Source organism: Johannesbaptistia floridana (assembly GCF_057440575.1).
Window position 1 is genome coordinate 16,563 of record NZ_JALKVM010000262.1, and the last position, 23,663, is coordinate 40,225.

A 23,663-nucleotide genomic window follows, 5' to 3' on the forward strand; every position below is an offset into this window, starting at 1 on the left:
ATTTACGTTTTCATTTTTTCTGAAGATTCATAAACTTGGTTTCTTCCATCAAGCACTATGCCTTTATTTGTATATCCCAAACTAAGCAAATGTTCAGAAAACCAGTTTTTTTCCGGTTGAGTTTCTAAGATCAAAATAGGCAGACATCGCTCAATTATTTTTAGTGCTCCAGATAATGCTAATTGTTCATAGCCTTCTAGATCCAGATGAATTATAGAAACATGCCGCTCTTCTGGAATAAGATTATCAAGGCTAACAATACGAACCGTTTGAGTTAGAGCAGTATCTACATTTTGCTCATCTTTGAGTATTTTGCCAGTGCCGCCAACGCTTTCACCTGTTTCTTTTTTGACTATCATCTTAGTTTCATGATCATGAGTGCCTAGTCCAACATTTAACAAATTAATGTTAGTTATGTTATTAATCATGATTGTTATTGAGGCACAACGGTAGTTTTCTATGTTTGGTTCAAATGTCCAAACTTTTGCCGTAGGAGAGCACAGACCAGAAAGACAAGGAAAAAAATCGCCATAATATGCTCCCGCATGAATTATATCCCCATCACCAGGATAATTAGAAGTTATGAATTGAATTGTTTCTTTCTCATGTACAACTCCCTCCATAATTCTTTGTGCCGCCGCAAAATGAACAGAAGATTGAGGAATACAGTATCCTCCCTGTTCATTATAAGCTATAATACATGATAGAACAGAAGAGGATGGAGTACAAGGTTGGTTAAACTTAGGTTGGGTCTTGTACGACAATCCAAGTTTAATTTTTAAGTTTCTTAAATAATTCCAAGTTGAGTTGGGAATTATTTTTTTCAGTGATGTTTTCATTATGAAAATATTAGTTTTAATTTAAGATCACAACTAAGTATATCAAAGGCAGCGGTCTTTATGGATTGAATTATTAAACAAATAAATTAAACCTTAAACTTACTACTTTTTATTGATTAAATACGACAATACAGTTGCCACCTTGTAATTTACCTTGATACAAAGCAGTATCTGCTTGTTGAATAGTTTCTTCAATGGTTTGATTATGAGAGTGTATAGCTACTCCAAAGGTTAGAGTGACAGTTAAATTGTTTTCTTGCCACATAAACTCTTCTTGTAATAAACTTTCCCCGCACTCTTTCTAGATAATTTAATGAATTATCTAAAGTAACGTTAGTTAACATGATTAAAAACTCTTCGCCACCCCATCTGGATACATAGTCACTACTGCGTAAATTAGTGGTTAAAATTTGAGCAGTTTTAACTATTACATAATCTCCACAAGCATGTCCAAAACAATCATTGATGCTGCCAAAATAAAATTTACATCAATTGAACCCAACTTATGTATCTTGCTTGAATTCTTACAAAAAGTCTATTCATTTTCTAATAAACTGTAGAGATGTCGCCATTTTCAAAAGTTAGAAAATCGTCATCTTGATAGACCAATTTAACTCTATTAATTTTCAAGAATTGGGGACTTGCCCATAATAGTTACCCCTAATTCTGATGGTGATAAATTTTGTAAAAACTCTGTTAATAATTTAACTTTAGTTGATAAATGACGATTAATTGGATAGAGCAAAAATAAATTTAAATCTGCTGGTCTATATTCACAAAGAATTGGTGTTAGTTGTTGAGATTTTAAATAGTTTGCTACAAGAAATTCTGGTAATAAAGTGATTCCTAAACCTAGGGCTGCACTTTGGGCTAATACTTCCCCATTGTTAGAAAACATTCTTCCCTTAATTTTAATCATGGTCTCTTCATCTCCACAGCTTAACTGCCAATAGTTAGAAGCATTCAAATAGCCATATTGTAGACAATAATGCTTAGTTAAATCTTCTGGTTGTTCTGGTTTACCATGTTTTTCTAGATAGTTTGGTGAAGCACACATAATTAATTGAACTGTGGCTAATTTATGCACAATTAAACTTGATGATTCTACTTTTTCAGTGATTCTAACTACTAAATCATACCCTTCAGCAATTGGGTCAACAAAGCGATCATCTAAGGTTAATTCTACCTTTAGTTGGGGATATTTTGCCATAAAATTGGCGATCGCTGAGGCTAGTTTAATTTTACCAAAAGACATGGGCGCATTAACTCTTAAATTACCTTTGGGTTCTGCTTGTAGTTGAGAAACTGCCAATTCTGCCTCTTCTAACTCTGACAAAATGCTTACACAACGCTCATAAAACGCTATACCTGTTTGAGTCGGAGTTACTCTTCTAGTACTACGGTTAAATAACTGCACTCCTAGATAATTTTCCAAGTTAAATACTAATTTATTCACCGCTGAGCGCGATATTCCCATAATACGAGACGCACCCGTAAAACTACCTGTCTCCACTACTAGGGTAAAAGCTTTAATTCGATTAAATTTATCCATTGTTAACTTTAAATATACAAATATTTAACTAAATCTTACATTGTTACCTTAGACTCGACAATATAAAATTGAAACTAATGATTCTCTTGTTAGGTGGTAAGTTGAATTAAAATCATCAAAGTAAGGTAAATTAATCTTAGTTAATTTAAATTAAGAAAAATCATCAGCAAAGCTAAGCAATTAAAAGAAATAGAAAAAGCTATTAGCCAGTTATCTTCAGAAGAGTATGCTTTTTAACTGGTCATTTTTAACAATTCTAATAATTCTGTTTCTGTTAGTTGAGTTATTCCTAATTCTTCAGCTTTAGTAACTTTTGAACCAGGATTAGCGCCTACTACTAAATAATCTGTTTTTTTACTCAGGGAAGTGATCACTTTTCCTCCTGCTTCCTCTATTTTGGCTTTAGCTTCACTACGGGTAAAATTATCTAAAGTCCCAGTAATAACGAAAGTTTTCCCTGTTAAAGGTTGGGGTGAGGTGTTTTTCTCAACTTGGCGGGTAGATTGTAACTGTAATCCCGCAGCCTGGAGACGTTGAATTAAGTCTTGATTTTCTGGTTGATTAAACCAATTAGCGATCGCACTTGCTATATCTAAGCCAATACCATAAATACCCGATATTTCTGCTATTGAGGCTTGGGATAATGCTTCTAAACTGGTAAAGTTTTCTGCTATTAATTCTGAAGTTACAGACCCTACATTAGGAATACCAAGACCATAGAGTACCCTTGACCAGGGTTGCTGTTTAGAGGCTTCTATTGCCTCAATTAACTTAGTTGCTGACTTTTCACCGAAGCGCTCTAATTTGGCTATTTCTGGTACACTGAGGCTATATAAATCAGCTATAGACTGGACTAAATTTTGATTAATCAGGGTAATAATTATTTTTTCTCCTAAACCCTGAATATCTAAAGCTTGATTAGAAGCCCAATGTATTAAACTACCCCGAACAATTGCTGGACAGGAATTATTAACACAGCGAGTTACTGCTTCTGATTTTGGTCTGACTAGTTTTGAGTTACACTCAGGACAGTTACTCGGCATTTGATAGGGATGACTAGTTTCTGGTCTTAATTCTGGAATTACTTTGATAACTTCGGGAATAATTTCTCCTGCTTTTTGAATAATTACTGTATCTCCCACTCTAATATCTAACTCGGCGATACGGTCGGCATTGTGGAGAGTTGCCCTTTGTACAGTTGTCCCTCCTAATTGTACTGGTTCCATAACCGCCATGGGAGTTACGGCGCCTGTTCTCCCCACATTTACTATAATATCTTTGACTACAGTAGGAGCACGTTCTGGGGGATATTTAAGGGCGATCGCCCACCGAGGAAATTTGTTAGTAAAACCCAATTGTGCTTGTTGAGAATAGCTATTGACTTTCACCACTACTCCATCAGTCATATAGGGTAAATCTTTTCTTTTTACTTCCCATTCTTGGTAGTAGGCGCTAACTTCTTCTAGAGATTGACAGAGTTTTCGGTGGGGATTAACCATAAAACCCATACTCTCTAGCATAGCTAAAGAATCCCATTGAGAATTTATTTCCTGGCTAGGAGAGTTATGAAGAGTATAGGCAAAAAAGCTAAGACGTCTTTCGGCCACGATTTTAGAATCTAGCTGTCGTAAAGTTCCTGCGGAGGCATTACGAGGGTTGGCGAAGGGTGGTTGGTTAGTTGCTTGTCTTTGGGCATTAATTTGATTAAATATCTTAATTGCTAAAAATGCTTCTCCTCTAATTTCTAAAATATGGGGAGGGTTTTCTAAATTAAGACGCAAAGGAATAGATTGAATAGTACGGACATTTTGAGTAATATCTTCTCCTGTTTTGCCATCTCCTCGGGTTACCCCTTTTGAGAGGAGTCCATTTTCGTATGTTAGCGCTAAGGCTGTACCATCAATTTTTAATTCGCAAACATATTCTCTGGTTTCTGATGTTGTTTGAGGCTGTATTTGACGCTGTAGACGTTGGGACCATTTTTCTAACTCATCTAAATCAAAGGCATTTTCTAAACTGTATAGGGGAATATTGTGTTTAAAAGTGGTAAATTCCTTCGCTGGTTTATCCCCCACTCTTTGGGTGGGACTATCAGGGGTAATTACTTGAGGATACTGCTTTTCTAAATTTTCTAATTCTCGATATAGTTGATCGTATACCGCGTCATCCATGATTGGAGTATCTAGTACATAATAGGCGTAGGCTGCTTGTTGTAAGGAACTACGCAGTTGTTTTAATCTTGCTTCGGGAGAATTCACTGACTTTTAACTATCTGCAAATAAAAGTTTACTATGGTAAGCTATTTTGTAAAGAAAATTTAACACTTTTTTTTACTTTAACTAATGATAAGAATAATTACTGATTTTGATGGTCCAATTATGGACGTTTCTGATCGCTACTATACAGTTTACCAATTCTGTTTAGATCAGATTAAATATCCAGAACAAACAGTTAAACAACTATCTAAAGATGATTTTTGGCAACTTAAGCGGTCTCGCGTACCAGAAAAAGAGATTGGTCTCATTTCTGGTTTAGATTCTCAACAGGCTCAAAATTTTGCCCGTTTACGCCGTCAAACTGTTCATACTCTTCCCTATCTTAAGTATGATCAAATTCAACCTGATGCTTTGGCAACCCTAGGGAAAATCCAAAAGATGAGGGCAGATTTAGTGGTAATGACGATGCGTCGTGAAAAAGAATTAGCTGAGGCTTTTTCTCGTTATGACTTACAGGGTTTTTTCCCAGAAAATCGCCGTTATTGTCTTAGTGATGACTATGTCAAGACTACCGATGTTCAAGATAAACCTTTGCTGATGGAAAGGGCAATCCGAGAGTTGGCTTCAGCTACTGATACTTGGATGATAGGTGATACCGAAGCTGATATTGTGGCTGCTAAAACACACAATATTAAAGTTATTGCCGTTCTCTGTGGGATTCGCGATCGCCCACAATTACAGTCATACCAACCTGACTATATTGTGAATAATTTAGCCGAAGCTATAGATTTGATCACTGCCGTAATTCCGGCAATGACCTAATTTTTAGCACCTAATTTTTAGCGCAAGAAGCTGCTAATTAACCAAAATATACAAAAGGTAAATAAAGCAGCAAATTGTTCTTGGTTAAAGATGATAGTTGTACTGGTTGGGTTAATTATTAAGCCAGCTACGCCGTAGCCTATAATTAGTCCTAAACACAGGCCAATGAAAGATAGCAAAAAAGCTCGGCCAAATAACTTTTCTTTGTTATTGAGAAAGTATATACTAGCTCCAAAGCCAAAGGCAAGTAACAAAGATATCGATGAACTTTCCTCAGTATTTACTAAAATAGTTATTATAGCTAAGGTCAAAAATATTGCTCCAGGTATAATTATTTCCGGTACAGAGGGATTGTCTAATAACCGTTTAAGCCATTCTGGAGCACTTTTTTGAGTTTCTTGACTTATATTGGAGTTAATTGGCAGAGTTTTTTCAGGAAAACGAATGCGATCAGGAACTTTGATTTTTCCTTCTTGTCTGAGTCTCAAACGATCCATTATTATAGTATCGTAGGCGGCTTCGATTCTATCTACGAGTTTGGTGTCGTTTTGATGTTCTTGGGTTAGACGCTTTTTGGCATCTTGAATTTCCTCAAAGGAAGCATTTTCTGACACCCCCAGTGTTTGATAAGGACTTTGTTCGCTCATTAATCACTAACCTCCTTTGATTATTTTTGTGTAACAGTTCTTAACAATTGTTAACTAGAGGAGCAAATCAATAAAGTTTTTCACTGATGCTAGTTTAACATTACTAGCAAGTGAGATGAAAATGCTTCTCTTCGTTTTACTGTTTTCTTAAATCTCTAATGGTAAAATTTATTTCAAATTATAATCGGTCTTATGGCTCGTTTATTTAAATTCATAGTCCTTATAAAATAAAAACCATGGGTGTGGTACTCGCTAAAATTCTAGTTGTAGATGATGATATATCCACTTGTCAGTTCATTTCACGTTCTCTGAGTCAAAAGAATTATCAAGTTAAAGAAGCTTATGATGGAGAAACTGCTCTTAAATTTTTTGATGAGTTTATACCTGATTTGGTTATTTTAGATGTTAATTTGCCGGATTATTTAGGATACAATCTCTGTGAAGAAATGCAGCAGCGCCGAGATGTGTACATCCTTATGCTTACCAACAGAAGTGAAAAAACTGATAAGCATCAAGGTTTTCTCAAAGGCGCTGATGATTATTTGATTAAGCCTTGCGATATTGATGAATTATATTTTAGAATCAAAGCTATTCTCAGACGGAGTCGTATAAGCAGGACCAATCCTGAAGAAGAAATATTAGTTTTTAAAAATCTTACTATTAATCCCCTGACTCAGGAGGTTAAAGTCGATGACCAATTAATTAACTTAACTAATTTAGAATTTAAACTTTTACACTTCCTAGCTAAGTTTCCTCAAAAGGCTTGGAGTCGCCAAGAATTACTCAAAAATGTTTGGAATTATAATCATGTAGGAATTGAACGAGTTGTAGACGTACATATTGGTCAAATTCGACGTAAAATAGAAGTAGACGCTAAAGGCCCTTATTTAATTGATACCGTAAGAGGAGTAGGTTATAAATTCAATCCTCAGCTTGACTCAAACGATTAACTATCCTTAGTTTCCTTTTCAGGTTCTTTTTCAAGTTGTGCTTTCATTTGTACTGATTCTTCTAACTGCTTTGCCTCTTTTTTAAATTCTGTTTCAAATTCTCGGGATGCTTCTTGAAAACCTCTAATCGCTTTTCCTAAACTTTGGCCAATTTCAGGTAGTTTTTTGGGGCCAAAAACCAGCAATGCAATAGTTAAAATTAAAGCCATCTCAGGTAAACCAATGCCAAATATATTCATAAATGATCCTAGATACTAGATAATATACTATTTTTATATTTTAGCGAACTTAGACTCAGCTCTTGCATCTTTACCTAATGTTACTGGTTGTGGATGAATTATGAGTAATGAGTAATGAGTAATGAGTAACGAGTAAGAAGTCGTGAAGTAAGAAGTTTTGAAGTCTTTACGTCTTTAAGTAATGAGTTAAAGAATTAATGCGATCGCGCTTAAAAATTGATTCTCCCTTGTCTTAGAGCAAAGCACCAGTACTATTGTACTATAGCAATGAGCAAATAGATGTTTACAGTTATCATGAAAAGCCCCCCGAGGTAACCTCGGGGGGCTTTTTATCACAGTTGTAAACATCTACAAGGCGAGTTGCTATAGGTTTTTGAAAGACAAATACTGAGCAAAAAACCTCAACTAGATTGCGAGCAATTAGTTGAGGTACTTTATACTTAAATTAAACTAAAGAAAAAACCGAGAAGAGGGAATTGAACAAATTAAGCAAAAACAAAACTAGACTCCCCAATTGTATCTGCTTCAGTATTGAGAAGAATTGCTAATTCTTGGTTCGTTTCTGTGATACTAATTATAGTACTACCACTATCAGAAGTAATATTTAAATCCTCAAACCCTAAGTCAGTAGCACCAAATCCCATCACGTCTTCGCCTGAGACAAAGTCAGTGATGGTTTGAGCCATTTCAGGCATATCCTCAGAATCAGTGAGAAGCCAGAATTGATCTTGACCATCACCTCCTGTAACAACATTGTCGCCGTCACCTTGACTAAGGAAAAGAATATCATCTCCAGAACCAGCCAGGATGCGATCGCCACTACCTGCAAAAATAAGATCATCTCCAGAACCTAATTCAATGCGGTTACCGCCTTCTGCTAAACTGCTATCAACAGTATCATTGCCACTTCCTGTAAAGAGAATTTGACCAGCACCAACAAACATTTTCTCATCGGGAATAGCGCTGTCAAATAAATCATCTCCTGGTGTACCAAAAATAACTGAGGGTGTTTCTGGTTCTACTATTCCTTCTGCTAAAGTATCTTCACGATAAGAGAGAATTTGAATCCGCTCATCTTCTTCTCTAGTAGTATCAGGAGAACCTAGGGGGATATCATCTGATGTATCATCAGTTCCATTACGAGAGAATTGATATAGATACTCTGCCAAGGAATCCTGCTGGGATCCATCTCGGAATACTTCAGCATTGTTAGGAAGATCCGTTGGGGTTTCCGCAACAATTCCCCCTGTAGAATTTTGAGGGTCTCCAGGATCGAGATTAACACGATTTTGCTCTTCAATAAAGCTAAAGATGCGACTAGCATTAAAACCTAGTGTAGCCATGCGGAAAACTTCGTCTCCCGTCATAACTTCACCATCTTTGATGATGAAATCACCTAAACTGCCATCTTCTTCTAGGAAACGAGCATTAATCACTCGCATCCCTTCTGGCTGACTAGGATCGAATGAGTAGGCAAAACCACCAATTTGATAGGCGCCATTATCACCATCACCTTCTCCCAATCCATCAATAGATTCTAAAGCAGTTTTAAGTTGTTCACCAGTGATATCAATCAAAGCAATACTATTATTAAATGCTAAAGCACTCTCTATATCAGCTTGGCTGATACCTCCCTCTGGTTTACCGACAGCATCATTAGCATTATTAGGAATACGAGTGCCATCGGGTAAAATTTGTCCAATGGAAGCACGAATACCACTGCCATTACTCATGGAGAAAACCACATCATCTTCCCAAAAACTAGCGTACCAAAGGTAACTATCATGAATCAGGTTAGCGAGATTGGTTTCTTGGTTGCGGACTCCATCGAAGCCTCCTCCAAGTCTTTGTCCATTTAAGAATTCATCACTGATACCATACCAGCGAGATTCTTTGTCATTCATTTGGGCACTTAATGCCGTTGCTAAATTATCAATGCGAGAATCATATAGGTTAGTAGCGTTGAGATCTTCAACTTGGCTAATGTCACCAGGATAAGCACGACTCACACTTATATCAAAATCGTCATCGCTACCAAAGTTATAGACACCATCACCGTTGAAATCATTAACAATCACACCATCAGAATTAAATTCTAACTGTAGATAACCCAGATATTCATGATTCATATCAGTGTTAACCACGGCAGTGGGTAATCCATCAGCGCCTTCTAAAAGCAGAGGATAGAATTCAATTTGATACTCATCACCAGGATAGAGAGGATTGGCGGGGTTTTGGAAAATAGTATTAGATCCACCAGCGATGTAAACATCCACACCTTGTAAACGAGGGACTAATTCTTCGATATCAATGTTAATTCTCTGCATGTGAGTGGCAACAACCACTTTATTGACATCATCTTCTGTGCCTAAAACTTGGTCTTCTCCGGCGATCGCCCGATCCACTTGCTCTTGAATCAAAGCTGCTAAATCATCAAAACCATCTTCATCAGCAACCCAATTCTCGGGAGTAACTACCCCACCGTTTGCCACAGAGTTAGAGGCTAAAGTTGGCATAGTAGGAGTAGTAGCAGCTACCACAGCAAAGGTTTCTCCTCCCGCATCTATATATAAAGGATCCATGGTAGTTTTGTTTTCTAACCCCATAGCTGGGCGCAATCCTTCTACCTGGAGAGGACCTAAATTCGGATCTGCGGCAAAATCCATATTACTACTCATGTAGGGAAAAGCAGTACCAGGATAACTTCGGTCAAAATTTAGTACTGATTTGACTTCTCCTTCAGAATAATTTTCCGTAGACACATTGACAGAAACCTCTCCACTGTCTATAGCTGCTTGTAAATCCTCGTCTACAGGAATTACGCCTTGGAAGTATGCTGAAAGTTGATCTTCCGTAACACTAACCTCAAGGGGTGCGACTATTGTTTCTGCTGCTTCGTTGTAGAGATAAATTTCCTCTAGAGGAGTGCTCAAATCATTTACAAAACCATGAATACGTAACTCGCCTGCTTCTAAGGAAATATTCAAGGAATTATCTGTACGTCCTGAGGCGGAGGTTACATAATCTTCTTGAAGGGGAACAAAAGCATTATTTAAACCAATCAGTAAATCAGGATTAGCAGTAATAGCTGCGGCCACTTCATCTGTAGGAATATCAAACTCGTGGTTACCCCAAGTTGTGGTTTGCCAGTTTAAGTAATTGTTAATCATTACTTGTCCTGAACCATTTAATCCAAATAATGCCGCACTTGCATCTAGATATAGTCCAGCAATCCACAAGTCACCTGAGTTGATAAAAATACTGGGATTATCGTTATAGGATAACAAACGATTCATTACTGCTCCATTGCGGTTAGCATCTTGGGGAGCTGCCGCGAAGCCTTCTTGGTCTGATTGATGGAAGAGGTTAACTTTGAATATCTCTTCACTACTTTCGCCGTCTATATCTACGTCTACAAAAACCGCTCGGTGATCTGAACTTCTGAAGTCAAATCCATCTCTAGCGTTTTCAGTTTCAAAACTACCCTCGGGTAAGAATACATCTCTATTTAGAGGGTCTTCACTGTCTGGATAAAAAGTCCCCAGACTGGTAATTTCTAAATCTTCTGAGGGTAGAACATAATCTACTCGTAAACCAAATAGGGAGGTATCGTACCCTGGATTACCTTTTTGATTAAAAGCTGAAGGATTGTCCTCTTTATTTAAGAAAGCAGTTTCTACACCACCTGCGCCAAAGGGAGTAGCTTTAGTATTAATATTAGGTTCAATCAGAATTTGATTGATTGCCCCACGTCCTAGAGTAGGATCCCCTTTATCAGAGTCTCCATCTATGGGATCGGCGTTTTGATCCCCCATCATTACAAATTTAGCTCCTTCTTCTAGGCCGCCAAAGTTGCCGTTATCGTCATATATATAGTCATCGCGGTCTCCCCCGGCTATATAATCTGCCCAAAGACGAATCTCATCATTGTTGCGTTTTAGATTACGTTTTTCTGCTCCATCAAAAACCGGAGGAGTGGGATGACTTGCTAAAACGTGGATAGTTTCTCCATCCACTATAATTGGTACATCAACGTGGTTTTTAGAAGATAAGCGCAACACCTCTATAGCTTCTGGAGAATAATATTCATCTAAAGGTTCTGTGCCTTCTGCGCCTGTGTTGCTTTGAATATAACCACCAGGCATATCTTTCCAGAGAAACTCTTGAAAAGTGCGAATATTGTCTACATCAATTTCATGTTGGGAAAGTATTACCATACCAAATTGACCTGGAAAATTCCCAAAGCCAAAGCCATCATTAGGTAAACTAATCTGACCATCGTTGTTTAAATCTACTGGTGCTAATTCCCCTGTGTTGGTAGTAGGAATATAAACATATTCATATTCAATTGGGTCTAATTCAAACCCTTCTTTTTCCTGAGCAACTTCTAGATAGTTTTCTTGAAATAAGGCGATTCCTTCTCCATTGGGATCATAATCAAATTCTTGAAGCACTAATACATCAGGACGAAGATGCTGGATAATCGCGGCATCATTGGCAGCAAGTTCATAACCTGGTTCACTGAGAATCTCTATTAGTTGACCTTCTTCGGTGCGTCTATCAGATAAAGCACTATTGAAGGTCATAAATCTAATTGAATCGGAGGTAGATTGAGTGTTATTTAAAGCTGGTTCCTGAGTTGTCATTGACGTTTTTTGCTCCTAAGATAATTAATTGCCTTCTCGAAGGCTTAATCCAATATTCAAACTTTTTTTTTAGCTGACTATAATAAAACCCATTAATCAAATCAGAGTAGTATAGAGATTTACTTATTGCCTTTTCCTTTTCTTGATTAAGGCTAAAATCTATATTTCTAATCTCTTACTCAAGTGTTGACAATAATTTTTGATAAGTTTGGGTGCTAATTATAGTAATTTACTCTATATACTTATAGCAAGCTTAGTTTAAGAAAAAATTATGGTGCGGTTAAGATTTAGTTATGATCACAACTCCGGTTTTCAACCACTCTCAAGCAGGGCTCTCCAGAAACACTTTCTGCTGTAGAATGAATCATGAAGTAATGAGTAATGAGTAATGAGTAATGAGTAATGAGTTTTTTAGGGATTTCTCAAGTTAATGATTTAGAAAAAGCCGTAGGACAATATATTATTTATAGAAATATTTTAGAAGAAGTAGAGCCAGAAAGAAAACTAGATCTGGCGATCGCGCAAAAAGCTTTTAAAGATATATTTGCGGAAGCTTTTGGTGATTTAATTAAGCGCAAAAATAATCTACTTTTAATTGTTATTCAAATAGAAAAACAGGAGATTATTCAATGGCTTCATTAGAACAATATCGACAAATAATCTCCTCCTGAAGTTCCCCAATATACGGGCTTTGCTATTGGTTAAAACAGTATCGGAAAAAATGGTTCTACAGACTCAATTATGCTAAAAACAAGGTTTTAAAAGTATCAATTTTTAAGCGCGATCGCATTAATTCTTTAACTCATTACTTCAAAACTTCTTACTTCAAGACTTCTTTAACTAATTACTTCTTTAACTCATTACTTCAAAACTTCTTACTTCAAAACTTCTTACTTCAAAACTCATTACTTCAAAACTCATTACTTCAAAACTCATTTAAAGGCGATCGCCCCCGCTAAAAATTATATTCTATACCTGTAATAAAACGAGTTTCCAAATTAGGATTATCAGGACTAGCAATGCCAACATATCTAAAATCTAAAGAAGTAAACACATACCAGTTATAAATAGCTGGAATACTGAGTCTAGTAACAGAATCAATCAAATAATTAGCAGTATTCCTCACAGGAAGTTCTAAAATAAAAAACTGTTCAAATTGCCAATCGATAAAAAATAAATCTCTGTAGACAATAGCGTATTGAAAAACAGGAAAACCAGCCTCTTGATTTCTGATATTAGAATTTTGAAATAAATCGCCGATACCAAACTGCATATCTAATTTTTCGTTTTCACTAGCGCCTCTCCACAGATTCAAACCTATGCCAGTGAAGTAACTCAATCTGTTATCTATATCGCTAAAATCGTCTTGAAGATATCCTAGATTTAAAAACAAGAATTGTCTAGCATTGAGGTAGCGTTTATATTCAGCTACTGAGTCTAATATTAATCTATTTTCATCCCCTGAGGGTCTACTATCATCGAAGCTATTGAAAAATCTGAAGTAAAAGTCTAGTTCATCTCTTGCCCATCTTTTGGTACCATCAACCCTAAAATTAACATTAGCCAGGTTATCTCTAGCAAAAAATAGATTAGTTCCTAGTCTAATAGATCCCTGGAAAGGCAAAGGTTGAAAAGGAAAGCTAGGAGGGGGATTTTTGGCTTCTGTAACTACTGTTTCTGCTTCTGTGAGGATTGTTTCGGCAGCTTCTGAATTACCAATTTGATGATAATTATTTGCTAAATCAATAAGTAGAGTAGCTTTGAGTGAAGTATCTGTTAGTTGTTGGATTTTTCCGTAAACTTCGTCTAAGATGATTGCTGTTTGATTTAAATCTTCTAATTCTGCGTATAACATCGCTATATCCATCATTAAGAAAATCTGCGATGTTGGTTTTACTATTCCTTGGCTTGACTCTAAAGCTTTATTGAGTAGTTGTATAGTTATTTCTGATTCCTCTGCCTGGTAATATCTTCTTGCTGCATTAAGTAGCATCTGAGTTTTTACTTCTGCATCTTCTATTTGTTCAATTAATTCTAGAGAGTCATCAAGTATTTCTTGATTAAGGGGGGGTGATGGTGAATTATCTATAGTTTCAGATAAAACTGGAGTCATACTAAATAAATTGATAACTGTTAAACAGATATAGCAATAATTAGATAGTTTAGTCTTCATGATTTTTATGCCTATTCTAAGAGAATTCTGCAAATTTTTCCCTTAGCTTATCATAGTGACAGAATTATGTAGTCACAAAACTTGACTTATTTAAACTTTTTAGAGGAATTCTTAAACTGATGAGGTATCAAGGTTATCGCTTTGAGGCAGTCTTAGTATAGCTTTCAAGTTTTTAAATTGTTTTTAATAGTTGGTTATATTTGTAATAGTTTTTTTCTACTTGATATCAGAAGTAGGAAAGTTGAGAATGTAGGTTTATTTGTCAGAGTGGGTTTTTTCTCTAGTTTTAGATAGTGTTGGTTGAGGGGTATTGTCAGTTTCAGAGGATTCGATAGATACTGATTCCATTACCTGTAGTTGTTGTTCTACTTTTTTGGTTATGGAGTTTAAAGCAGCTGCTGTTTGTACTTGTTGTTCTAGTGTTTCTGTAGAGGAGATTAAATCACTTAAACCATTGACTAATTTTCTCACATTGGTACGAAACTCGGGGTCTCCAGTTAGTTGGTCAATGTCTGCGGTAATTTTTTCTACATTGGCAAAAGTTGCTCTAGCGGAGTCTAAAGTTTGTTGAATTGTTAAGATATTGGTATCGCTATTGAGTTGATTAGTAAATTCAGTTAACTCGGCGGTGAGAGTTTCGAGATTTTCTAATAATGGCTGAGGATCGCTATTTTCTAAGATAGTATTAACTCTAGCAATGGCTGGTCTAGCTTCTGTTAGTAATTGGCTTAACTCATAACTCGCCTCATTAATATTATTCACGGTTGTCTGAATATTATCGCGATTAGCGGTAATTAAACCATTAATTTCTTCACTTACTGAGGTCAATTCAGATGATAATACTCTAATATCTTGAGATACTTCTACAATTTCTGCGGTGATTTCATCTGTATTTGCAGTGAAGTTTCTTAATTCTGTTTCTAGAGTATAAGTAAGTCGGGAGATATCTTTAGTTAAGCTATCTATAGAATCACCAGCTTTGGATAAATTTTTCAGGGAATTAACCATAGTTTCATAAAATTCTGGATCGCTGTATAATTCTCCCATACGAGATAAATTAGCTAGTAACTCTCCCTGTGATTCCCCTTGAAGAGTATCTTCATTGCAGACAATTATTTGGGAATCACAGTTTTCACTAACTGCTGTCATGGAACCGATATCGTCAGAAACTGGTTGATTAGGGGTAATATTCACTACCGCCTCACCGATTAAACCGAAGCGACTTGGTTCAATAGTCAATTCTGGAGGCATTCTTAGAGTTGTGGGGGATATTTGTAATTGGGCTTCTACCCCATTAGCTTGGGCTTTAAGTTCTGTAACTCTTCCTACTTCTACACCACGATAAAGCACTGTACTTCCTTCTATAATTCCTGTGGCTTCGGGAAAGTTGACGGTTATTCGGTAGTTACGTTCACCGAATTGGAAGTTCCGTATCCATAAAAAAGCTCCTAAAAGGGTTACCACTCCTGCTATAATCATTAAACCTACAGAACCTTCTCTGTGTAATCGCGATCGCATTATTCATTTCCCCTGGTTATTGTTTCCTTTACTGTACTTGGATTGGTCCAATTTTGCTGGCGCTGCAAAATTGTCGCACTACTGGGTTATCTGTTTCTTTTATTTCGGCGTAAGTTCCTTGCCACTGAATTTTTCCTTTATATAAAAATATAATCCGGTCTGATGTTCTTCTAATTGTACTTTCTTGGTGAGAAACCATTACATAAGTACTGCACGCTGATGCACCATGTAATTCTCTGACTAAATCTTCTATGACTGTAGAAGCAATGGGATCTAAACCTGCTGTCGGTTCATCATAGAGAATTATTTCGGGATTACCAGAGGGGTTTTTCGGGTTAGACATAATGGCGCGAGCAAAACTGACTCTTTTGCGCATCCCACCGGATAATTCGGCGGGATACTGATGACTAATCTTGCCTAGTCCAACTAACTGTAACTTTTCTTCCACAAGTTTATCGATTTCTTTTCTAGATAAACGAGAATGTTCGTAAAGTAGGAAACCCACATTTTCTCCTACTGTTAAGGAATCAAAAAGTGCTGCCTGTTGGAAAACTAAACTCATGGTGATGGAGTTAGCGCCGTCTTCAACTAAGCCTTTTCTTTCTTTCCCTTTGATATATACTTTCCCTTTATCTAAAGGAAGTAATCCGGCGATAATGCGTAAGATTGTTGATTTTCCTGTACCAGAGGGACCAATAATTGAGAGGGCCTCTCCTCGGTAGATTGTTAAATCCACATCATCAAGGATGACGTTATCACCGAAACTTTTGTAAGCTCCTTTTAGTTCAACTAGGGGTTCATTTCCACAGAAACTAGATTCAGTCATAACTTGTTAATCTTTAATCACGATAACTACTGCCTTTAAGTATCTTCTTCGGCAATTTCTACTCCAAATACTTGAGCAAATACTTTTTGTACTTTATATCCTGAGTCTATTGATTCTAGGGGATCTTTTCGTAGTCGATGACGTAAACACAGGGTGATTACTCGTTTAATGTCATTTACAGTTACTTCTGTGCGCCCTTCTAAGGCGGCTATTGCCTTAGCTGCTCTATTTGTTACTATATCTCCTCTTAAGCCATCTACGTCTAGTTCCGAGCACACTTCAGAAATTTTTACTCTTAGTTCGTATTCTAAATTGACTTTCGGTAATATTTCTTGCGCTTTTACTATTTTTTCTTGTAGTTTTGTTTGCTCTGTTTTATGTTTCTCTGTGAATTCTTCTGGAGATTGGTCAAAAGCTGATCTTTGTTCAACGATTTGTACTCGTAAATCTGGGGTTTTGACTGTGCGAATTTCTGCGTGCATACCGAAGCGGTCTAGGAGTTGAGGGCGTAATTCCCCTTCTTCTGGGTTGCCGGAACCTACTAGAACGAAGCGTGCTGGGTGACGTATAGATATACCTTCTCTTTCTACAGTATTCCAGCCACTAGCGGCCGAATCAAGCAACACATCTACGAGGTGGTCATCTAGGAGGTTTACCTCATCTACGTAAAGAATACCACGATTAGCTTTGGCGAGTAGTCCTGGTTCAAAGGCTTTGATTCCTTCTGAAAGGGCTTTTTCTATATCTATGGTACCGCAAACTCGGTCTTCGGTGGCTCCTAGGGGTAGGTCAATCATTGGGACTTTTTTTCTCGTGATGTTTAGAGGAATTTCTTGTTCAACTTTTTCTCTCACTTCATCACTCATTAATTCGGCATTTTCGGGATCTGAATTAAAGGCATCTCCTTCAACTATTTGGATTTCTGGTAGTAAATCAGCTAAAGCACGAATAGTGGTAGATTTCCCTGTGCCGCGATCTCCCATAATCATCACTCCCCCTATTTTAGGATCAATGACGTTAAGCAGCAAGGCTAGTTTCATTTCTTCTTGTCCGACAATTGCTGTAAACGGAAAGACTAAGCGGCGAGTTTTCTTTTGTGCTGCTATAGTAGCTGTCATGTTGTTTTTTTTAACTTTTTGCTAACTTTTCATCTTTCATTTTGCCATATTGCTTGCCTTCTTAGGGCCATGACGTTCAAACTCAACTCAGATCTTCCATCAAAACCCCCTCATTTACCAGGGCTGTTTCATTCTTGACAAAGAAAATGGTGAGGAGGAGCAGGGAGCACCGGAGCACGGGAGCTTCAACAGAGGGGATTTTTTGCTAATAATAAATCACCTTTTTTCTAATAATAGCTAAAAAGAGCGTCAACTTTTGTGGTGTCTAGCTTCTAGCTTACGACAAAATTTTAGAACGAAACAGCCCTGCCTCATTTACTGCTATGCTTTATAAACATCTTTCTTAACATAAAACTTGACAAAAACACCAACTTGTGAGTGAGTGCTTTTTCAGATTTTGTTTAAGAAAATAATGTATAAACAAATACATTATTTGGCAAATTAAGTAATTTTACTTAAAACCCCTCTCCCTGCTCCCTGCTCCGGTGCTCCGGTGCTCCGGTGCTCCGGTGCTCCCTGCTCAGAAGCTCCCTGCTATACAAGGGTTTGGTGAGTTGCTTATAAAGGATAGCATTTACTGGTGGATTCAGAAGGTGCAATCTCTAAGTTAGAGGATAATGCCGATTAGTTCACTCAAACTAAATTTTCTGCCATAACTTTGTAGTATTTATTGATGGCAATTTCCTTTTTAAAATTAGAGAGCAAATAGTCTCTACTAGCTTTACCCATTTGTTTAGATAATTCTTGATCATTACTTAAACACATAATAAAATTAGCTAAACCTTTGCTGTCTCCATTGTTTAAGTTTTTGCCACATTTAGCATCTTCTACTAATGAACACAAAAATGATCCCTCGGGAGAAATTGTGGCGATAGGAAGTCCTGCTGCTAGACAACTGTATATCTTACTGGGAGAAACTAAGCCTACTACATTTTCTTTTATGCAAATTAAAGTTAGATCTCCTGCCGTTAGAGAGTAAGGTAAAACTTCTTTATCTTGATAAGGAAGCAGTATAATATTATTTAATTGAAATTCGGTAATTTTTGCTTCAATATATTCATATTGAGCACCATTACCAATCATTAAAAACTTGATCGGTTGCGACTTAAGATGTATTGCTGCTTCTACAATTGTTTGCATATCGTGACAGCGTCCCATGTTACCAGAATAAATTACGGTAAATTGGTCAACTAAATTGTACTTTTTAGCGAACCAGTTATCTTGTTTGGATCTAGGTACTATATTCTTTTCATCTGACCAATTGTGAATAATACTAATTTTGTGACTTCCTTCTGGATATATTTCTGCTATTCTTTTTTCCATGCAAGAGTCTAGGACAATTATTTGGCTAGAGCGAGCCCAAGTTAAAAGATTAATTTTTCGCCATAGTTTAATTATTAAATTGCTTTCTGGTAATACATTGAGTGTAGTGATAATTTCTGGATATACATCATAAATAAGACAAATGTATTTAGTTCCGAAGAGGTAATTAGTTATTAAACCTAACCAGGGTAAGAATGGTGGCGCACTCGTGAACAAAATTAAGTCTTGTCGGCGTCCATTGACAATTGTATAAAAAAAAGCTTGTAAAAAGAAGACAAGAGAAGCAAATGCTTTTATACGGATTCTTTTGTAAAAAAAACTTAATTTATTACTCCTTTTTACCATAACTTCCTCAATCATTTCCCGAGAAGGTACAGAAGAATTCTTGGCATCGAAAGCATAGTGAGGTTTTGAAGTGAAAACTTCAACATTTAAGAGTTTTTTACTTAAATCTAAGCATAATTCATAAATCAGTTGGCCTGTAGCTGCGTAATCAGGAGGAAAAAACTGTGTAACGATTAATAATTTAGATTTAAGTTGATTTTTCATTTTTTTGTTTGTGTAAAAAGTAGTTATTGTAATAGAGGTTTGTCCATTATTCGGTTGATAGCCGCAAATTTTATCTTTTTTTTCAACGAAAACTAGCAGCACTCCTCTATAATCGCGAGGCAGGTGGAGGTCATTGGCTCCACACTAACTCTAAGGCAAACCGATAAAATACAGTGGACTAGAAAATTACCAATTTTAAATACATTATATATCTTTTATTTTATAAATTTCTACTTCATCTTACATCAGTAAAAACGCTGATAAATAATTAAGATAAAGCCTTTTGGCAATATATTGGTTTGATAAATATTTTTGTGGCAAAATAAATTTTATCAACTATAATATCAAACAAAAGATTAATATATTAAACATACAACAATGATCAAGTTATGGAAGAACTATTAAACTATATAAGAATCTTGAAAAGACGATGGCCCATCGCTCTTAATGTTTTCTTAACTATTTTGATTATTGGGTTCATCAGCTCTATCAGACAACAACCTCAATACAGGGCAAAGGGACGTATTTTAGTATCACCAGACTCTCTATCTTATCCGAATCAAGCTAAAAACCAAATTGGAAGCAATTTATCCAATGAAATGGCAATTATTGAATCGGAAAATTTAGCTAGGGTAGTGATTAAAGAACTGAATATGGATACTAAAGCTTCTACCTTGCTAAATAACTTTGATGTAGTTAATCCTCAAGACACATCTATTTTAGAATTTTCTTATACTTCATATAACCCTGAAGAAGCAGCACAAGTTTTGAATGCTTGGATGGAAAGCTATGTGGGTCTAGCTAAACAGGCAGTTTTGTCAGAAAACTTGTCATTCCAGCAGTTTCTAGAAAGTCAAATACCTAAGAGTCAAGAGGAATTAAGATTAGCGGCGGAAGAATTAAAATCTTTTAAGCAAAAAAATCGCATTCTAGATATCAATACAGAATCAAGTGATCTGACTTCTACCATCAATCAACTAGACGAAGAAATAGATAGCATCAATGTTGAATTAGCTACAGCAAGAACAGAGTTACAGTCTTTGCAGGAGGTTTTTGGAACTAATAATTCTCAAGAGGCAATTTTCTCAACTTTTATCAGTGAGTCTCCCCTAGCCGCCTCTATGTTAGAGGAACTGCAAAGGCTACAAAATGAAATAGACAAAGAAAAAATACGTTTTGGAGAAAATCATCCCCAAGTTTTGAGCTTAAAGAAACAAGCAGAAGTTCAACGTCAGCAATTACGAGAATATGTAAACAAGGTGTTTGTGGGTGATGAGCGTCAGATTAGTCAGTTTAATGATGTAGATCAAATTCTTCAACCTGGAGCGATTCAAAAACAATTAGTACAACAGTATTGGGAGACTCAGCGAAGAATACAAGCTTTAGAACAAAGATTACAATCTCTAGAAGAACTTAATGCTTCTTACAAAGAAAGAATTAATGAGATACCAGAGCTTGAGTTTCAACAAAAACAGTTAGAGCGTGAAGTTGCCGCAAGAGAGCAAATTCTTAATAATCTCATCCAAAATAATCAGGAAATTCAAGTATCTCTGAATAGGCAACCAACTAATTTAGAGTTAATTCAATACGCAGAAGTACCTCAAGAATCTACACATAACACAAGAGGATTAATACTTTGGCAAACTTTAGGCACAGGTATTGTATTGGCTTGGTTAAGTGCCTTTATTGTCGATAAATTGGATAACAAGATTTATGATATCAAAGATGTTCAAAGAGTATTTAAGTCTCCTGTGTTAGCGGCAATTCCTCAGTTTTCTCAAACTAATATCGAAAAAAATGACCAAAATAGTCAGCTTCCTCTATTGAATTCACCGACTTCAGAGGTGAGTGAAGCTTTTAGGATTCTTTTTACCCGCAGTAATTTAGCACAAGAGACCCCGAAAACCATTTTAGTGTCTAGTACGATACCCCAGGAAGGAAAATCGACTGTAGCTGCTAATTTAGGTTTAGTGGGGGCTGAGTTGGGATTGAGAGTATTGTTGATTGAAGCTCAGTTACGTAATCCATCTCAGTCTCAGATTTGGAATACTCAAAAAGAATCAGGTTTGGTGAGTTTTTTAAAGGGGAGTTCTGATCTTGCCTCAATTCCTCGGTTGATTATTTCTAAAGTGAAGAATTTAGATGTTTTAGCCGCGGAAAAACTAGTATCTAATCCTCTCAATTTATTGGGATCTGAAAGGATGCGTGAGTTATTAAAATATGGTCGGGAGAATTACGATTTAGTAATCATAGATTCAGGGGCGATCGCCAAGTCGGCAGAAGTACCAATTTTAGGGAAAATGGTGGATGGAATCTTAATGGTTGCTCGCTTGGGTAATTTAACTCAAACCGAGGTAAAAAATAGCCAAGAGATTATAGCTGAATCAAATCTGCCGTTAATTGGGTTAGTGCATAATTGTGTAAGTAATAAATCTAAAAATGACAAACCAACCTGAGAACGAAGGGCGATCGCAATTTAAGTATTGGGCCAAGACCATCTCTAAGTTTTTCTCCGTTCAATTATTGGTGAAAGCCTTGGGGATGATTACGGGAATCATAATTGTGCGTAATCTCAGTAAAGAAGAGTATGCTATTTTTACCATTTCTAATTCCATGCAAGGGTTAATGAATATCTTGGCCAATCTGGGTGTAGGTATTGGTTTACTAAACCTAAGCGGAAAAGTCTGGCAAGATCGTTACCGTTTTGGTCAATTAATTAATACGGCTCTGCAATTACGACAGTTGTTTGCTGTACTATCAACCATAATTATTACTCCGATTTTAGTGTGGTTGTTACTTAAAAATAATGCTTCACCGATATACATAATTTTGATTACAATAGCGATTATTGTTGAGCTTTATTTTTATTTGAAGATTCAAGTGTTACAAGTAGTTCCACAATTCCATTCTCAAATTTCTCTATTACAAAAATTAGATTTCACAGTTATTACTACCAGATTTACACTTATTTTGATAGCTAGCTGGATTCAGCTAAATACTCTTATCGCAATAATCATATCTACAATAACATCTAGTTTGCAATCTTTTTTATTGCAAAAAAATATTGGGAAAAAAGTAGATATAAACAGCCCAATTAATCAGGAATACAGAAAACATATTTTGAAAACAGTCAAAAATGTTTCTCCGAATATCATATTTTATGCTTTTCAGGGCCAAATTACTGTTTTTCTAATTAGTATTTTTGGTAATGTGGAAAATATTGCTAACATCGGGGCTTTAAGTCGTTTTATTATGATTTTTTCTCTTATAGAGCCGATTATGTCGAATATCGTATATCCAGCTTTCTCTAGATGCCAAGATTTGAATTTATTAAAATTACGTTACTTACAATTAATTGTTTTCAACATAGTATTTGGATTACTGGTAGTTTCAATTACTTTTGTTTTCTCAAGTCAAATCTTATGGATTCTCGGACCTCAGTATTCTGACTTGAAACGAGAGCTAACTTTAATTATAACTTTAGGATTTTTGTTATACTTGCGTAGTACTATGTGGAGTATTAATTCAGCAAAAGGATGGATTAATGGTCTGTGGCTTGAAATTCCCCTTAAAATTGCTACACAAATAATTTTACTGTTATTTTTGGATTTGTCTTCTACTCAAGGAGTTCTTGTATTTAGTATAAATTCTGCTATTTCCTCTATCTTACTGATGGGATGGATAGCGTACAAGGGATTTTCTTTAAAAATTGTCTAAAATTTTTATGTTTTCAATGTTTTTCTGTAAATTTAATTAAATCAGCTATTTAATGTAACATTACAAATATTTTTTATAATGCTCATCAGCGAAAAAATTCCTTTTAACTGGTGGATTTTTAGTTATAGATTGGTAGCTTTTGTCAACCATCTCTTGGGAAGTATTAGTTGATTAGTTCACCTGGACTAATTATTTAAATAGCGATCATCTTTTTGTTTCTTGCCTGAATTAAAAATGTGTGCATCAGCTAATTCGCACCTAAACTAAACATTTCAGAGGCTGTGATATCAAGTTCGGGTGAATACTTACGATAAAAATGAGGTGAGGCAGGAGGCAAGAGAGGCAAGAGAGGCAGAAGGGAAGGAAGAAGGTATGAAGGTATAACTTTATCATAACTAATTAAACGGAGATGATATGATATCCTATTAGCCTAGATTGTCATTAAAATTTAAGTGCGGAACAGCTTACTGAGAAAGCTTTTAAGTACTTTTCTTTTCCTCCTTACAATCAAAGTGCCTCATGATAGTT

The 23,663-nt window shown here is 36.0% G+C and carries 16 protein-coding genes and 1 pseudogene; 5 read left to right on the plus strand and 12 right to left on the minus strand.

What is annotated here, in order from left to right; genetic code table 11:
* Positions 1-2: 2 nt before the first annotated feature.
* From MW688_RS16395 to ligA, 4 genes and pseudogenes are all read right to left on the minus strand, one after another.
* Entirely contained in the window at positions 3-839 is an 837-nt protein-coding gene (locus MW688_RS16395; protein WP_486737087.1) for an FkbM family methyltransferase, read from the minus strand.
* A 109-nt stretch (positions 840-948) separates the two neighbouring features.
* A pseudogene (locus tag MW688_RS16400) lies at positions 949-1,306 on the minus strand (GGDEF domain-containing protein).
* Positions 1,307-1,458: 152 nt separating this feature from the next.
* Positions 1,459-2,391 (minus strand): LysR family transcriptional regulator, encoded by a 933-nt coding sequence (locus tag MW688_RS16405; protein ID WP_486737088.1) that lies wholly within the window; start codon positions 2,389-2,391, stop codon positions 1,459-1,461.
* 233 nt (positions 2,392-2,624) lie between these two features.
* Positions 2,625-4,649, minus strand: a complete 2,025-nt coding sequence (ligA, locus tag MW688_RS16410; protein ID WP_486737089.1) for an NAD-dependent DNA ligase LigA — start codon at positions 4,647-4,649, stop codon at positions 2,625-2,627.
* Between the two features lie 84 nt (positions 4,650-4,733).
* Here ligA and MW688_RS16415 point away from each other — a divergent pair, with 84 nt between their 5' ends.
* Positions 4,734-5,429, plus strand: a complete 696-nt coding sequence (locus MW688_RS16415) for an HAD family hydrolase (RefSeq protein ID WP_486737090.1) — start codon at positions 4,734-4,736, stop codon at positions 5,427-5,429.
* A 17-nt stretch (positions 5,430-5,446) separates the two neighbouring features.
* Here MW688_RS16415 and MW688_RS16420 read toward each other — a convergent pair whose 3' ends face one another.
* Positions 5,447-6,076, minus strand: a complete 630-nt coding sequence (locus MW688_RS16420) for a CPP1-like family protein (RefSeq protein WP_486737091.1) — start codon at positions 6,074-6,076, stop codon at positions 5,447-5,449.
* Between the two features lie 236 nt (positions 6,077-6,312).
* On the opposite strand from MW688_RS16420, the gene MW688_RS16425 reads away from it, so the two are divergent.
* Positions 6,313-7,026, plus strand: a complete 714-nt coding sequence (locus MW688_RS16425) for a response regulator transcription factor (protein ID WP_486737092.1) — start codon at positions 6,313-6,315, stop codon at positions 7,024-7,026.
* Here MW688_RS16425 and MW688_RS16430 read toward each other — a convergent pair.
* Both MW688_RS16430 and MW688_RS16435 read right to left on the minus strand, forming a co-directional pair.
* Positions 7,023-7,265 carry a TatA/E family twin arginine-targeting protein translocase gene (locus MW688_RS16430; RefSeq protein WP_486737093.1) on the minus strand — a complete coding sequence of 81 codons (243 nt, stop codon included), beginning with the start codon at positions 7,263-7,265 and terminating at the stop codon, positions 7,023-7,025. The genes MW688_RS16425 and MW688_RS16430 overlap by 4 nt on opposite strands.
* A 485-nt stretch (positions 7,266-7,750) precedes the next feature.
* Positions 7,751-11,911 carry an endonuclease/exonuclease/phosphatase family protein gene (locus MW688_RS16435; RefSeq protein WP_486737094.1) on the minus strand — a complete coding sequence of 1,387 codons (4,161 nt, stop codon included), beginning with the start codon at positions 11,909-11,911 and terminating at the stop codon, positions 7,751-7,753.
* 402 nt (positions 11,912-12,313) lie between these two features.
* On the opposite strand from MW688_RS16435, the gene MW688_RS16440 reads away from it, so the two are divergent.
* Entirely contained in the window at positions 12,314-12,553 is a 240-nt protein-coding gene (locus MW688_RS16440; RefSeq protein ID WP_486737095.1) for an element excision factor XisH family protein, read from the plus strand.
* Positions 12,554-12,866: 313 nt separating this feature from the next.
* Here the strand turns inward: MW688_RS16440 and MW688_RS16445 are convergent, their stop codons facing one another.
* The 5 genes from MW688_RS16445 to MW688_RS16465 form a co-directional block, all read right to left on the minus strand.
* Positions 12,867-14,084: a DUF481 domain-containing protein gene (locus tag MW688_RS16445; protein WP_486737096.1), complete on the minus strand. Its 1,218-nt coding sequence runs from the start codon at positions 14,082-14,084 to the stop codon at positions 12,867-12,869.
* A 255-nt stretch (positions 14,085-14,339) separates the two neighbouring features.
* Positions 14,340-15,602, minus strand: a complete 1,263-nt coding sequence (locus MW688_RS16450; RefSeq protein WP_486737097.1) for an MlaD family protein — start codon at positions 15,600-15,602, stop codon at positions 14,340-14,342.
* Positions 15,603-15,630: 28 nt separating this feature from the next.
* Positions 15,631-16,428: an ABC transporter ATP-binding protein gene (locus MW688_RS16455; RefSeq protein WP_486737098.1), complete on the minus strand. Its 798-nt coding sequence runs from the start codon at positions 16,426-16,428 to the stop codon at positions 15,631-15,633.
* Between the two features lie 35 nt (positions 16,429-16,463).
* Positions 16,464-17,546: a magnesium chelatase ATPase subunit I gene (bchI, locus tag MW688_RS16460; protein ID WP_486737099.1), complete on the minus strand. Its 1,083-nt coding sequence runs from the start codon at positions 17,544-17,546 to the stop codon at positions 16,464-16,466.
* Positions 17,547-18,179: 633 nt separating this feature from the next.
* Positions 18,180-19,418 carry a glycosyltransferase family 4 protein gene (locus MW688_RS16465; RefSeq protein ID WP_486737100.1) on the minus strand — a complete coding sequence of 413 codons (1,239 nt, stop codon included), beginning with the start codon at positions 19,416-19,418 and terminating at the stop codon, positions 18,180-18,182.
* 389 nt (positions 19,419-19,807) lie between these two features.
* Between MW688_RS16465 and MW688_RS16470 the strand changes: the two genes are divergently transcribed.
* Positions 19,808-21,874: a GumC family protein gene (locus MW688_RS16470; protein ID WP_486737101.1), complete on the plus strand. Its 2,067-nt coding sequence runs from the start codon at positions 19,808-19,810 to the stop codon at positions 21,872-21,874.
* Positions 21,858-23,135 carry a lipopolysaccharide biosynthesis protein gene (locus MW688_RS16475; RefSeq protein WP_486737102.1) on the plus strand — a complete coding sequence of 426 codons (1,278 nt, stop codon included), beginning with the start codon at positions 21,858-21,860 and terminating at the stop codon, positions 23,133-23,135. The genes MW688_RS16470 and MW688_RS16475 overlap by 17 nt, the downstream gene beginning before the upstream one ends.
* Positions 23,136-23,663: the final 528 nt, after the last annotated feature.

Excerpts from the sequence above, each read along its gene's own strand:
- MW688_RS16395 (WP_486737087.1), bottom strand. The coding sequence starts at position 839 with ATGAAAACATCACTGAAAAAAATAATTCCCAACTCAACTTGGAATTAT.
- MW688_RS16405 (WP_486737088.1), bottom strand. The coding sequence starts at position 2,391 with ATGGATAAATTTAATCGAATTAAAGCTTTTACCCTAGTAGTGGAGACA.
- MW688_RS16415 (WP_486737090.1), top strand. The coding sequence starts at position 4,734 with ATGATAAGAATAATTACTGATTTTGATGGTCCAATTATGGACGTTTCT.
- MW688_RS16420 (WP_486737091.1), bottom strand. The coding sequence starts at position 6,076 with ATGAGCGAACAAAGTCCTTATCAAACACTGGGGGTGTCAGAAAATGCT.
- MW688_RS16425 (WP_486737092.1), top strand. The coding sequence starts at position 6,313 with ATGGGTGTGGTACTCGCTAAAATTCTAGTTGTAGATGATGATATATCC.
- MW688_RS16430 (WP_486737093.1), bottom strand. The coding sequence starts at position 7,265 with ATGAATATATTTGGCATTGGTTTACCTGAGATGGCTTTAATTTTAACT.
- MW688_RS16435 (WP_486737094.1), bottom strand. The coding sequence starts at position 11,911 with ATGACAACTCAGGAACCAGCTTTAAATAACACTCAATCTACCTCCGAT.
- MW688_RS16440 (WP_486737095.1), top strand. The coding sequence starts at position 12,314 with ATGAGTTTTTTAGGGATTTCTCAAGTTAATGATTTAGAAAAAGCCGTA.
- MW688_RS16445 (WP_486737096.1), bottom strand. The coding sequence starts at position 14,084 with ATGAAGACTAAACTATCTAATTATTGCTATATCTGTTTAACAGTTATC.
- MW688_RS16450 (WP_486737097.1), bottom strand. The coding sequence starts at position 15,602 with ATGCGATCGCGATTACACAGAGAAGGTTCTGTAGGTTTAATGATTATA.
- MW688_RS16455 (WP_486737098.1), bottom strand. The coding sequence starts at position 16,428 with ATGACTGAATCTAGTTTCTGTGGAAATGAACCCCTAGTTGAACTAAAA.
- bchI (WP_486737099.1), bottom strand. The coding sequence starts at position 17,546 with ATGACAGCTACTATAGCAGCACAAAAGAAAACTCGCCGCTTAGTCTTT.
- MW688_RS16465 (WP_486737100.1), bottom strand. The coding sequence starts at position 19,418 with ATGAAAAATCAACTTAAATCTAAATTATTAATCGTTACACAGTTTTTT.
- MW688_RS16470 (WP_486737101.1), top strand. The coding sequence starts at position 19,808 with ATGGAAGAACTATTAAACTATATAAGAATCTTGAAAAGACGATGGCCC.
- MW688_RS16475 (WP_486737102.1), top strand. The coding sequence starts at position 21,858 with ATGACAAACCAACCTGAGAACGAAGGGCGATCGCAATTTAAGTATTGG.